The 13110-nt window shown below is 69.8% G+C and carries 12 protein-coding genes; 7 read left to right on the plus strand and 5 right to left on the minus strand.

The window, feature by feature from the left end; genetic code table 11:
- Positions 1 to 181: 181 nt before the first annotated feature.
- Together ACSMXO_RS26765 and ACSMXO_RS26770 are read left to right on the plus strand one after the other, a co-directional pair.
- On the plus strand, positions 182 to 535 hold the full coding sequence (locus ACSMXO_RS26765; protein ID WP_346261794.1) for a hypothetical protein: 354 nt from the start codon (positions 182 to 184) through the stop codon (positions 533 to 535).
- A 415-nt stretch (positions 536 to 950) separates the two neighbouring features.
- Positions 951 to 1259, plus strand: coding sequence for a hypothetical protein (locus ACSMXO_RS26770; protein WP_455414292.1), 309 nt, complete (start codon positions 951 to 953; stop codon positions 1257 to 1259).
- A gap of 135 nt (positions 1260 to 1394) precedes the next feature.
- Here the strand turns inward: ACSMXO_RS26770 and ACSMXO_RS26775 are convergent, their stop codons facing one another.
- Positions 1395 to 2474, minus strand: coding sequence for a glycoside hydrolase family 19 protein (locus tag ACSMXO_RS26775; protein ID WP_346261796.1), 1080 nt, complete (start codon positions 2472 to 2474; stop codon positions 1395 to 1397).
- A gap of 316 nt (positions 2475 to 2790) precedes the next feature.
- Between ACSMXO_RS26775 and ACSMXO_RS26780 the strand changes: the two genes are divergently transcribed.
- From ACSMXO_RS26780 to ACSMXO_RS26795, 4 genes are all read left to right on the plus strand, one after another.
- Entirely contained in the window at positions 2791 to 3768 is a 978-nt protein-coding gene (locus ACSMXO_RS26780; RefSeq protein WP_455414293.1) for a hypothetical protein, read from the plus strand.
- A gap of 94 nt (positions 3769 to 3862) precedes the next feature.
- Entirely contained in the window at positions 3863 to 5188 is a 1326-nt protein-coding gene (locus ACSMXO_RS26785; protein ID WP_455414294.1) for an MFS transporter, read from the plus strand.
- Positions 5189 to 5332: 144 nt separating this feature from the next.
- A complete protein-coding gene (locus ACSMXO_RS26790; RefSeq protein WP_455414295.1) occupies positions 5333 to 5455 on the plus strand; it encodes a hypothetical protein in 123 nt (40 codons plus the stop codon).
- A 25-nt stretch (positions 5456 to 5480) separates the two neighbouring features.
- Positions 5481 to 7448, plus strand: coding sequence for an ABC transporter ATP-binding protein (locus tag ACSMXO_RS26795; protein ID WP_455414296.1), 1968 nt, complete (start codon positions 5481 to 5483; stop codon positions 7446 to 7448).
- 354 nt (positions 7449 to 7802) lie between these two features.
- Here ACSMXO_RS26795 and ACSMXO_RS26800 read toward each other — a convergent pair whose 3' ends face one another.
- From ACSMXO_RS26800 to ACSMXO_RS26815, 4 genes are all read right to left on the minus strand, one after another.
- Complete coding sequence (locus ACSMXO_RS26800) at positions 7803 to 8003, minus strand: hypothetical protein (RefSeq protein WP_346261801.1); 201 nt, start codon at positions 8001 to 8003, stop codon at positions 7803 to 7805.
- A 163-nt stretch (positions 8004 to 8166) separates the two neighbouring features.
- The gene (locus ACSMXO_RS26805) at positions 8167 to 9654 is read right to left on the minus strand and encodes a chitinase (protein ID WP_455419315.1); all 1488 of its coding nucleotides are present in this window, start codon (positions 9652 to 9654) and stop codon (positions 8167 to 8169) included.
- Between the two features lie 154 nt (positions 9655 to 9808).
- Positions 9809 to 10465 carry a maleylpyruvate isomerase N-terminal domain-containing protein gene (locus ACSMXO_RS26810; RefSeq protein WP_346261803.1) on the minus strand — a complete coding sequence of 219 codons (657 nt, stop codon included), beginning with the start codon at positions 10463 to 10465 and terminating at the stop codon, positions 9809 to 9811.
- Between the two features lie 155 nt (positions 10466 to 10620).
- Positions 10621 to 11670 (minus strand): LLM class flavin-dependent oxidoreductase, encoded by a 1050-nt coding sequence (locus ACSMXO_RS26815; RefSeq protein ID WP_346261804.1) that lies wholly within the window; start codon positions 11668 to 11670, stop codon positions 10621 to 10623.
- A gap of 404 nt (positions 11671 to 12074) precedes the next feature.
- On the opposite strand from ACSMXO_RS26815, the gene ACSMXO_RS26820 reads away from it, so the two are divergent.
- Complete coding sequence (locus ACSMXO_RS26820) at positions 12075 to 13007, plus strand: lysophospholipid acyltransferase family protein (RefSeq protein ID WP_455414297.1); 933 nt, start codon at positions 12075 to 12077, stop codon at positions 13005 to 13007.
- Positions 13008 to 13110: the final 103 nt, after the last annotated feature.

The following is a 13110-nucleotide window of genomic DNA, read 5'->3' on the forward strand; positions in this document are numbered from 1 at the left end:
CACAGACTGTGTGATCGCCCACCTTATGAAGGCGGAAAGCAGGTGTCGAGGACGGCGCAAGGATTGCGCCTATATCGATATCGCGCCGTGCCGCCAGACGCGCTCGTGCACGCGGTGGACAGCGCGTCCTTGATCCTGATGGCTGATCCTCGGATCACTCGTGACCGGATCCTGCGACATATTGACGTCCGTCGAGAACGTGAGGATCCTCTTGGGGCATCCGTCCCTTCGAGAGAAGAAAGAGGCAGTACCCGACATGAACTTCCTCTTCGCCGTCATCATCGGTGTCCTCATCGGCCTCATCGGCGGGTTCGCGCTGAAAGGCCGCCAGGCCAACGCCATCTGGCTGGCGCCCGCGCTCGCCGTGGCCGGCGCGCTGGTGGCCGCCGTACTCGCACTGCTCTTCGGAGACGACCGGCAGTACGGATGGAAGGAAATCAGTCTGCAGATCGTGCTGGCGATCGCCGGCGTGGCGCTGACGTACCTGCTCGGCAACCGCAAGTCGCCCGGCAACCCGGCGACCTCCACCCAGTAGTGCGCGCGACCTGGTCAGCGCCCCGGTGAGCTGCGGCGGTCCGGCCCGGGCCACGTCGGCGACATCCCCGGCTACGAGACCAGGGGCGCGGTCACCGACGACGGCCGGGCCGCCACCAGGCGCCGCGACGCGCCCCGATGACCGCCGATCGGCCGACGCCAAATCGCCCGACCGTCGCCGTACCCGCCGAGGTGCGGCGATTCGGTGCCCGTGGGCAGGAAAGGGGACAGTCCAATCGGCGCCCGGCCCCGGACCGCTCAGGCCGAAGTGATGATCGGAGGCCCGAGGGCGTCGCGGGTATCCGCTGGCATCCTGGACTGGTGGCACCACCCCCCGACTCTCCCGCCCAGATCGCCCACCGCCTACGCCGCGCCGCCGCCGACCCGCCGACTCCGCGCGCGGGCAGGGCCGGCTGATGCCCGACACCCCCGACCCGAAGCTCGTCAACCTGGCGATCGACTCGCAACAGGCCCTCGAGGAGCTGGCGCTCCACCTGCGCGGCGACGTGCGGGTAACCGAACCGGCAATCCTGCTCGCCATCCTGCAGAGGATCGGCTCCGGACTGGAGGAGTGCATGACCGAGCTGGCCGGTGCCGCCGCCACCGCCGGGCAGACCGGACCGGCCGACGCGTTGCGTAAGGCCGTCGCACACCAGAACCGTGCCCTGACGTCGCTCAACGGCGCGGTCGCGACGATCCAACCGCAGCCGAGAACGCGTATCTGAATTCTGGACCAGTCGAACGCGTCCTGCGTCCCCGAGGCTGGCAGGCACCGGCGTCGATCGTCCCGGGTAACTGTCCGGGGCGCCGGTCGGGCCTCGTCGCCCGCGTGCCGACGGGTGACGAGGCCCAGCCGTGGATCAGCAGTGGAGATTGGCGCCGGCCGGTACCCCGAGGATGCCGACGAACTGCTGGTACCTGGTGACGCGGCTCTGCACCTGGGCGGGGTTCCCGCCGTTGCATTCGATCGAGCCGTTGATGCTGCGGATGGTCTCGCCGAACCCGGCGCCGGTGGCCATCGCGTGGTGGGCGGTCATGCTGCCCGGCCCGTTCTGGGTCATCCAGTACCAGATCGCGGTCTTCCAGGCCACCGCGGCGTCGTTCTGCACCAGCCAGGGGTTCGTCAGCAGGGGGAGGCCGAGGGCGTTGCCGGCGGCGTTGTAGTTGAAGTTCCAGCTCAGCTGGATCGGCCCCCGCCCGTAGTAGGCGGCCTGTCCGGCGGGGCAGCCGTAGGGTTGGCCGGGGTCGCAGTAGTGCGGGTAGTTCGCGGTGTTCTGCTCCACGATGTGCACGAGTCCACCGGTCTCGTGGTGCACGTTCGCCAGGAAGGCCGCGGCCTCCTGGCGCTGGACGGTGGCGCTGCCGGTCTTGGTGAACGCCGGGTACGCGCTGAGGGCGGCGACGAGTCCGGAATACGTGTAGAAGGAGTTGCGGCTCGGGAACATCTGGTTGAACTGCGCCTCGCTGACCACGAAGCCGCCGGGGCCGGTGGGGGGCGGATTGGTCGGCGGTTGGCCGCCGCAGGTGTACGGCTCCCAGTACCAGGTGCTGACCACGGGGTCGTAGCCGGGGTTGTCATGCTCGGCGATGTAGTACAGGCCGTTGGTGTACCGCACGATGCTGCCGGTGGCGTACCAGGTGCCGGCGACCCAGTTGGGGTGGTCGCAGCTTCCTCCTGGTGGCGGCGTGGTGCCGCCGTCACAGGCGCCGAGGTCCTGCCAGACGCCGGTGGTGCCCGGCGGCGCCTCGTTCTGGGTCCACCATTTCGCCTGGTAGTTGCGCCCGCTGCGGGAGACCTGGTCGCCGCCCCAGTAGACGGCCGAGGACTGCCACGGCGCGGCGCAGGCCGCCGCCGATGCCGGGGTCGACGGGATGATCGCCATGAGTCCACTCGCGGCAACCAGCGTCGCGAGCGCGACGAGGGCGCGCAGTCTCGACATGTGGTCACTCCTTCCTGGGATACCTCGGGCCGATGGCGGGCCGCACATCGATGGAGGTGACCGTAACATGTTCTGTTCGTAAACCTTACTAATCTTTTTGTTCACAGTCCTTACTAATTGCTCGCCGCGCCGCGCGGGACTCGATTGCCCGCCGAGCCGGCGGCCCTGAAGTGCCCAGCGCCACCGGACCGGAGATCGCGCGGATCGGCGCGGCGCGGCGCAGCCGAGACTCGTGGGTCGGATTCCATCGTCCACATTCGATAGGGTCTGCACGCCGAACCTCCACGAGACCCACTCCGCACACCCAGGAGCGTGCATGCGCAGTCGCATCACCACCCTCGCATCGTTGGCGGCGACGGCCCTCCTGGCCGCCATGCTGCCGGTCACCAGCGCGCGGGCGGCGGCCCTCCCCCTCGGCAAGGCCAACTTCACCATCGCGGTCGGCGGCCTCAAGGTCGCCTCGACCGAGAACTGGGTTCGACTCGGCCAGTACACCTTCAGCCCCGACGGCACCGTCAGCGAGCGCCACTGGCACTGGTCACAGCGGGTGCGGGTGGCCCGGGCGTACACCGAGTTCACCGCCACCAACTGCGCCGACCGCGACTGCCGGGTCGCCACCGCGGGTGGCTACCAGTCGACGGGCGCGTCCAAGACCCTGACCGGCACCTACTCCGTCTCCGGCAGCACCCTGCGCGTCAACTGGAGCGGCGGGCAGTGGGAGGAGTGGACACTGACGACGAAGGCCGGCGGCGCGCTGGCCAATGTGGAGCTGAGCGCCAACAACTTCGGCGCCACACACGGCTTCGGCAACGGCAGCAACGCCGGCTGGGACGCCCGCCGGCCGCTCTCCGCGATCGCCACCACGGACTGGTCCCGGTACGTACACCGCTACCACCTGTGGAAGACCAGCGAGGCCAGCGCCGCCCCCTACATCGACACCGGTGACGGCAGCCCCTTCTGGCTACGGAGCTGGAACGTCTGTTCGGGCGGCCAGTGCATCGCGGGGGAAACCGGCGCGGCGGGCACCGCCACGGCGACGGAGTACTACATCGCCCCGGCCAACTCCCCGACCGGCCACCGCCGGGACACCCTGTGGGGGTGGCGACTGAAGCACGCCATGGATCGCGGTGAAACCTGCTACACCGGCAACTCGCACGTCAAGCCGATGCTCCAGGTCGTCGACGACAACGGCGTCTTCCACGGCTGGGTGGGCGTGGAGGCCTCGCTGAACCAGACGGTGCCCGCCCAGGGTGCCCTCGCCGATGACATCGGTGTCTTCCGGATTCTCGACTGACGAATCTCTCTCAACCCCTGCCGGGTTCGGTGTCCGGCGACCGACCGGAAACCCGGTCGACACCGGCAGCACCAGTGGTGGACCATCACGGTTCGTGAAACGCCTGCTCCGCCGGATGGCGCTCGACGTCACGCCGTTGCGCACGTCGCGGGACTATCGACTCCTGTTCGCGGCGAGCGGGGTGTCCGGGTTCGGGTCGTTCATAACGTACGTCACCATCCCCTTCCAGGTGTACGCGCTGACCGACGATCCGCTCCTGGTCGGTCTGCTCGGCGTGTGCGAACTCGTACCCCTGCTGGTGATGGCCTTCGTCGGCGGCGCCCTGGCCGACTACCTCGACCGCCGCGCGCTGGTGCTGGGTGCCGAGGTCGCCTTCACCGCGCTCTGCGGCGTGCTGCTGGTCAACTCGCTCTTCGACCGCCCGCACCTCTGGCTGCTCTACGTCATCGCCGCGCTCACCGCCGCGATCGACGGCATCCAGCGGCCGGCGCTCGAAGGACTCACCCCGCGCGTCGTCACGCTGGACGAGATCCCGGCGGCCAGCGCGCTGAACTCCCTGCGGATGCAGATCGCACAACTCGGCGGCCCGGCCGTCGCCGGCCTGCTGATCGCGTCGGTCGACATGCCGTGGGTCTACGCGGTCGACCTCGGCACGTTCGCCTTCTCACTGATCTGCCTGTATCTGGTCAAGGCCGTGCCGCCTCCGCCGGCCGCCGAGCGCCCCTCGCTGCGCTCCGTGGTGACCGGCCTGCGCTACGCGCGAAGTCGGCCCGAACTGCTCGGTACCTACCTCGTGGACATCAACGCGATGTTCTTCGGGATGCCACAGGCGCTGTACCCCTTCATGGCGAGCAAGCTCGGCGGCCCTGCGGTGCTCGGCCTGCTCTACGCGGCACCCGCCGCCGGTTCGCTGCTCGCGACGGTGACCTCCGGTTGGACCGGGCGGGTGCACCGGCACGGGCTGATGGTCGTGATCGCCGCCGGGCTGTGGGGCGTGGGGATCATCGGCTTCGGCCTGACCGACTGGCTCTGGCTCGCGCTCGTCTTCCTCGCGTTCGCCGGTGCGGCCGACATGGTCTCGGGCATCTTCCGGATGACCATCTGGAACCAGACCATCCCGGATCACCTGCGTGGCCGGCTGGCCGGCATCGAGATGATCTCGTACGCCACCGGGCCGCTGCTCGGCCAACTCCGCTCCGGCGTCGCCGCCCGTTTCATGGGCATCGGCGGGTCGATCGTCTCCGGTGGTGTGCTCTGCGTGGTCGGCACGCTGGCGCTGGCGGCGGCCCTACCAGCGTTCATCCGCTACGACGGGCGGGACGGGCTCGCCAGGAAGCGGGCCGCCGACGAGGAGTGGACGGCCCGGGCAGCATCGATGGTCGCCGCAGGCGCGACCCCGACGTCCACGCGGCCCGGGTAACACCGGGACGCCGGGCACCGACGGTGACCGCAAGGGGTGCCGCGCGGTGTCAAAGATCTGTCGGAGTTGGTGTTCGCGTCTACCGACAATTTCCGCGCCCGGCGCTGCGGGCGTGTCGGGCGGAGGGCGTCCTACGGTCCATCCATGCCCTCCGGTCGCCTCGGCTTCACCATCACCCGGCCCGGCAAGCGGCCGACAGCCGGGCTGCCGCTCACCGACCCCAGCAGCGGGTACGACTCGGCTTCTCCCCGGGGCGGCCGCTTGTAGCCAGTTCATGATCCGGAGGTACCCCATGCCCACAACCGACCACCGCACACCCGCCCCGCCGGTACCGGCGAAGACGGATTCGGTGCTGCCGGAACTGCGGGAGATGTGGTGGGAGACCGGAGTGCGGGCGCGGGCACAGGCGGGCCTGTTCGCCGTCTTCGCCGAGTTGCCCCGCCTGGTCTGGGCCGCGCTGGTGGTGAGCTGGCGTGCCGACCGGGTCCGGACGTCGGTGGTGGCGGCGACGACAGTGGCCGCGGGGATGATGTCCGCATTCGGGCTCCTCGCCGCGCAGCGGGTGCTGGTGGAGCTGTTCGCGGGCGGCCCCACCGGCGACAAGGTGATCGCCGCACTGCCCGCGCTGGTCGCCCTCGCCGCGGTGACCGGGCTACGGGCGGGGATGGCGACCGCGATGGGGTACGCGCAGAACGGGCTCGCCCCGAAGGTGGACCGCGAGGTGGAGCGGCGCCTGTTCGAGGTGACCACCGCCGTCCGGCTGGAGGCGTTCGACGCCGACGCGTTCGCCGACGACATGGAACGCGCCTCCCGTGGCGCGGGCTCCACCACCGACCTGGTGCAGTCGTCGATGAACCTGCTCGCCGGGCTCGCCGGGCTGCTCGCCGTGGCGGTTGCCGTCGTCGTGGTCCACCCGTTGCTGCTGGTGGCGCTGCTGGTCGCGACGGTACCCAACGCGTGGGCGTCACTGCGCGCCGGTCACCTGCGCTACCAGACCTACGCGGCCGGCTCGGTCCGCCGGCGCCGGCTGTGGCTGCTGCACCGCCTGATGGCCGAGCGGGCCTCGGCGCCGGAGCTGCGCTCGTACGGGCTGCGCCGGTTCCTGCTCGACCAGTACGACCGGGTGATGGGCGTGGAGACGGCGATCCAGCTCGCCCTGGCCCGGCGGGTCACCACGACCACCACCGTCGGGGCGATGGTCGGCGGCGTGGCCACGGCCGCGGTCTACGCCCTGCTCGGGCTGCTGCTCGTCGACGGGCAGATCCCGCTCGCCGCCGCGGCGACCTGCGTGATCGCCGTGCAGTCCGCGCAGCGCTCCCTGTCCGTGGTCACGTTCCAGGTCGACCGCGTCTACACCGAGGGCCAGCACTTCCGCGACTACACCGGCTTCATGGCGCGCGCCGCCGACTACCTCCCGCCCAAGGCCGTGGTGGCCCCGCACGCCGCGGCCGGTGGTCGGCTACGTGAGATCGCTGTCGAGGCGGTCAGCCTGCGCTACCGCGACCGGGACAAGTCGGCCGTCGATGGCGTGACCCTCACCATCAACGCGGGGCAGACGGTGGCGTTCGTCGGGGAGAACGGCTCCGGCAAGTCGACCCTCGCCGCCATGATCGCCACCCTGCGCACGCCCACCGGCGGGACCATCCGCTACAACGGCCGGCCCCTGCCGGACTGGGACGTCGACAAGCTGCGGTCCCGGATCGCGGTCGTCACACAGGACTACCACAAGTGGCCGTTCACCGCCGCCACGAACATCGCCATCGGCGACATCTCCAGCGATCCGGACCAGGACCGAATCGGGGCCGCTGCCGCCCGCGCCGTCGCACACGACATGATCTGCGAGCTGCCGCACGGGTACGACACGCTGCTCGACCGCACCTTTGCCAACGGGCAGGATCTCTCCGGCGGGCAGTGGCAGCGCATCACCGCAGCCCGCGGCTTCCTGCGCGACGCCGACCTGCTCATCATGGACGAACCATCCTCCGCCCTCGACCCCCGCGCCGAAGACGCGCTGTTCCAGGCGATCCGCGACCGGCAGGGCCGGGCCACCACGATCCTCATCACCCACCGGCTGGCCAACGTGCGGCACGCCGACCGCATCTACGTCCTGCACCACGGCCGGCTGGTTGAGGCCGGCACCCACGACGAACTGATCGCCGCCGCCGGCCGGTACGCCGAGCTGTTCTCCCTCCAGGCCGCCGGCTACGACACCAGCGCACCCACCACGGCGGTACTGCACCGGCAGGCCGCGTCCGCGTGAAGGTACGCCGGCATCCCCACGACCCTGCCGGCCGCCGGGACCGCGCCGTGGTCGCCGGGAAGCCGTGTGCGCCGTGGTCGCCGGGAGGCCGTGGCTGCCCAGGGCGTCGGCCAGCCCGGCGGGGCATGCTCGTCGGAGACGGCGACGGAGTGGGTTCCTGCCATCGCCGTCCGGCCCGCCACGTCCCCGGCTCCGCCGCTCGCGATCGCCGCGCTGAGTTTGCCAGGCAGCGCGACGACGCCGAGCCGCGGCATCGCGATCAGCGCGATCCCGTACCGCCGGACCGGGTCATTCCCGGCGCTGGATCCCGGTACGGATCACGGCGCTCGCGTCGCATCTGTGGAGGTACCGCGATCAACGACCGAGCCCGACAGACCTGCGGGCGTTCTCGCTGACCGACTTCACCAGGAGTGAGCCGAGCAGGAAAGCCAACGCCTGGCGATCAACCACCATCGCGAGTTGCGGATAGAGTCGGTACGGCGTCTTCACCTTGGCGCCGTGGTAGGGCGGCAACGCCTGGATGAGTTCGTCCTGCGCCTGGGCAACGACCTGCAACCGGTGTTCGTCGTCCGATGGTGCGGAAGTCTGACCGTCCGGCCACGGTAGAGTCACGATGACCCGCAGCGACGCCTACCAGGACCCCGACGACCAGACCGCGAGGCGCCCTGCGTTCAGCCTCGACCGGCCCGGACAGCGCTGACGGTCTGACCGGGGAAGCTCAGGACAGCGAGTTGAGGAACGGCTCGTGGGCGTTCCTGAACTCCCAGCCGTAGTAGCGGTCCCAGTTGATCGACCAGGTCATCAGGCCCCGGAAGTTCGGGTTGGTGCCGCTGCGCGGGGTGTAGCCGCCACAGGAGGTGCCGCGTACCAGGCAGGTGACCGCCTGCTGCACGCCGGCCGGCGCCACGTAGCCGTTACCGGCGCTGGCGGCGGCGGGCGTACCGAACGCGACCTGGTCCTCGCGTAGCGGCGGGAAGACGCTGGCGGCGTTTCCGGCGACCGGGAAGCCGGCGAGCAGCATGTCGGTCATGGCGATGTGGAAGTCCGCGCCGCCCATGGTGTGGTACTGGTTGTCCAGTCCCATGATCGGTCCGGAGTTGTAGTCCTGCACGTGCAGCACCGTGATGTCGTTGCGCAGGGCGTGGATCACCGGCAGGTACGAGCCGGCGCGCGGGTCCTGCCCACCCCAGGGACCGGAGCCGTAGTACTGGTAGCCGAGCTGCACGAAGAAGGTCTCCGGCGCCATGGTGAGGACGAAGCCGGCGCCGTAGCGCTGCTTGAGGGCCCGGATCGCCGAGATCAGGTTCACGATCACCGGGGTGGTCGGATTCCGGAAGTCGGTGTCGCCGGTGTTCAGCGACAGGGAGTGCCCCTCGAAGTCGATGTCCAGCCCGTCAAGCCCGTACCGGTCGATAATGGCGCTGACCGAGCTGACGAACCGGTCCCGGGCCGCCGTGGTCGTCAACTGCACCTGGCCGTTCTGCCCGCCGATCGAGATGAGCACCTTCTTGCCCTGCTGCTGCTTGGCCCGGATCGCGGCGATGAACGCCGCCTCGGTCTCGACGCCGGGGCATTCGCCGGCCGGGCAGAGCTGGAAGCGGATGTCGCCGGAGGTCACCGAGGTCGGTTCCCCGAAGGCGAGGTTGATGATGTCCCAGTCAGCGGGCACGTCCGCCATCCGGAGGTATCCGGAGCCGTTGGCGAAGCTGGCGTGCAGGTATCCGATCAGTGCCCGTTTCGGCAGCCCTCCGGTGGGCGGGGTGGTGGGCGGCGGAGTGGTCGGCGGCGGGGTCGTCGCCGGCGGGGTGGTCGTGGGTGGCGTGCCGGTGCCCCCGCAGGAGGCCCCGTTGAGGGTGCAGTCCGTCGGCGTGCCGGCGCCGGTCACGACGAAGCCGAACGACGCGGAGGCGCCCGGGGCGAGAGTGCCGTTCCAGGACCGGTTGGTGAAGGTGTACCGCTGGCCGGAGGAGGTCAGCAGGGCGTCCCAGTAGGTGCCGACGACGCTGCCGGCCGGCAGGTCGAACGCGACGGACCACGAGGTCAGCGTGCTGGTGCCGCCGTTGCTGACGGTGTACTTCCCCTCCCAGCCGGCCCCCCAGTCGGAGGTCTTGACGAACGTCGCGGTGGGCCCGGCGGCGAACGCGGGCAGCGCGACGGCCACGGCGCCGCTGGTCGCCAGCACCGCGGCGACGGCGGTGAGCAGCAGTGTTCTGGAGCGTCTCATGGGGTCCTCCGGAGGCGTCACTGGGCATACCCGACCATCGACAGGGTGGTTAATTATTAGGACTATTAACAGTTCCTGTCCAGACCCTGGCGGCACACCCGTCCTGCCGCGCCGACGATTCCGTCCACCCAGACGATCACTTGAGGACGAGCGGAAGTTTCGCCGCCAGTTCACCCAGTTCGGCCTCTTCGGCGCCGGTAGGGGCACGCCGGCCGGTGCCGACCAGCAGCGCGTCCTCGTCCGAGAACCCTGCGGGGAACGCACTACCGGCTAGCTTTTCCAGCGTCTCGCGCGACCGGGCGAGGCCCTCGGCGGGCGGCTCGCCCGCGTACTCGACGTGCGCGATCAGGTCGAGATGGTGCAACGTCCACTCCAGGACGTACGCGGCCAGGTAGTCACGCACGGTGAGCACCTGACCGCGGGTGCTGACCCGGAGGCCCGGGTCGGCGAGTTCGGCGGCCCGACCGGCGGCCGAACCCACGTCGTCGAGGTGGAACTTCAGCAGCCACGGCTCCTCGTACGCGGCGGCCAGCCGGACGATCAGCGCGTCGAGCGGGTCGTCGCCGGTCGGCGGTGTCTCGGCGACCTCCCAGTAGGTGACCGCGTCGCGGGTCGGTTCGGATTCGGCGGGAGTCACGAGGGTAATCAGGACGTCCTGGGCATCGATGACGAGGTGGCACACCAGGTCCCGCACGAGCCAGCCGGTACAGCCGGAGGGCCGGGCGAAGGCCTCGTCCGGCAGTTCGGCGACCGCCGTGCGCAGCGCCGCCCAGGAGCGTGAGAAGAGGTCCACATCGGCACGATAATGCGGCGCCGTCCCGGTCGAGTCCCCCACGCTGCACGACGCCCGAAGCCGACCGGAACGAGTCCGAGCGGTAGGCAGCGCCGCCTGGATCTCGTCCGGTGCCACGAACGGCGGTCGGAAGGTTATCCGGGAAGCAGCGCCGGTCAGGCGAAGACCGGCATCAACTCGTCGTGGATCAGGCGTAGCTGACTGTCGACGTCGGCCACCCCGGGTACGTCGCGGCCGGTGAAGGATTTCACCAGGCCGGCGTCGGTGATCGCGCAGATCATATGGTTGACGCCGGTCGGGGCAATGTCCCTCTCGATCTTCGCCCGCACCTCGTCGGGAGTGCCCGCCAGGGACAGCTTCTCAGTGATCTCCGGACTGGTCAGCTCGATGCCCCGCGCGAGGTCTCCCGCTGCGATGGCCTTGGTGATCGGCACCATCTCATCGGGGTGCACGCCGTTGCGTTCGAGCTGCTCGCGCGGCATTGCGGAGGCGTACAGGCCGACCATGCTCCGCGCCGCCTCCTTGGCGGCAGCCGAGTCCGGTCCGACAGCGAAGACGACCCAGGCGCCGATGTCCAGGGACCGCCAGTCCTTGCCCGCGCGCTCCGCGCCGATCCTGAAATGCTCGACCGCGTACTCGTAGGCGGCACGCGAGTAGCTGAGCGCGTGGTGCACGCCGTCGGAGAGTTCGCCGGCAGCCTGGAAGGACTTCGGCCCTCGCATCGCACCGATCTTGACGGGGAGGTGCTGCTGGACCGGCCGGGCGAAGGTGAACAACCCGTCGTAGGAGTGGAATTCACCATCGCGGGTTATGGCGCCCTGGTCCAGCAGCGTACGGACGACCTCGACCGCCTCCTTGACCCGACTGAGCGGCTTGGTGGTGGTCCAGTCGATCTTGTATTGCGCCAGTACGCCGAAGTTGCCGCTGCCCAGCACGACCTCGGCACGGCCGCCGGTCAGCTCGTCGAGGGTCGCGGCGGCCTGCGCGATGAGGCTCGGTTCGCGGAGCGTGACCGACGACAGGCTCGGGCCCAGCCGGATCCGCGAGGTCTGGGCCGCAGCGGCGGCGAACAGCAGCCACATGTCCTTGTGCCACGGCTCGTCGGCCGCGTACACGGCGTAGAGGCCAAGTTCGTCCGCCAGCCTGATGGATGCGAGTGACTCGCTGATCGGATAATCGGGGAGCATGGCGTAGCTGAACTTCACGGTGGTGCCTCCTTGGCCGCGGGTCGTCGGCACACGTGGGGGAAGCAGTGCGGTTGAAGTACGTAGCCACCCAACCCTAACCATCACCTGTTCGACGTGTCGATTGTCGGAAGCTCCACCCACGCCCCGTCCCGCACCGAGGCGGCCTTCGCTCGGTCCGTCCCGGCGGCGACCGCCGACCGCCCCGAGCGGGGCCCCCGCCAGCCGACCCGGGGCGGACGGTCCGCCGCCGTGACACGGCCCGCGCCGCGACGACAGCGCTCGACGATGCCGAGCCCCGGCCGACGAGGCTGGCGGCGAATGAGCGAGGTTCACCACCGAGCTACAGAGATTTCAGGCATCCGCACTGTCTGCTTCGCCATTCGTCTTTGATGATGGAATTCCGGACGTAGGGAGGCGGCACGGTGTCATCCGTATACTGGCTCGCGCGCTCGGGAATTGCCGTCGTGGGTAGGACGCCGCGTCGGGTGAGGAACGGACTTGCTTCCACCGTCACCTCGGCGAGCTACCTGGGATGGCGCTCCAAGCGCCTGGTGACGCAGGAAAACATGGCGAAGGTCCTGGGTCTGCCCGCGTCCGATCCTCGGGTCAGGCGGGCCGCGCTGAGTTCCTGGAGCAACTACGGCCGGACGGCGGCATCACTGATCTGCCTGCCCTATCTGGACATGCTCGACGTCGACGCACGCACCCAGGATCTGACCCAGGGAATGACCTGGACAGAGTGCATCCGATCGGCGATGGCCCCCGGGAAGGGGGTGATCATCACTACCGGTCATTTCGGGAGTTGGGACCTTGCCGGCGCCATCGCCGCGCGCCACGTCCCGCTCTCCGCCATCGCGGACACGTTCAAGGATCCGCGACTGAACAACCTCCTTCAGGGACATCGGCGGGAGAAGAGCGTTGACATCATCCCGGTGTCGAGTGCCGTCCGTCGGGTGATGCAGGAACTCGTCGCGAGCAGAGCGGTGGCGATCGTCATTGACCGGCCGGTGCCCAGAGAACGGGGCGTGGAGGTGACGTTTTTCGGCCACAAGACCTACGTGCCCGTCGGTTCGGCCGCACTGTCGGTGAGATCCGGGGCGCCGATCATGCCCGGCTACGTCTGGTACGCACCGAACAACCGCTATTACATCCGGGCGTTCCCGCCGATGTTCCCGAACGCGGCGAGTAGCCACACCGAGCGGAAGCGGGAGATACGGCGCCTGGCGCAGTACATGTTCGCGTGCCAGGAAGAGGTGGTACGGCAGTGCCCGACGCAGTGGTTCATGTTCCGCCGATTCTGGCCGGCCGAGGCGGAGGTACCGGCAGCGAAGGCCCCGGGGGCGATGGCCGCGTAGCCGCACAGCGCTCGGCGAGGCCGCTTCCGAACACCATGCGTCGCACGCCTGCGGGTGTGCGGCGTGCCCGACGCAGGTACGTGGCAATGCCCGTGATCGGCGC

The organism is Plantactinospora sp. DSM 117369 (assembly GCF_053764795.1).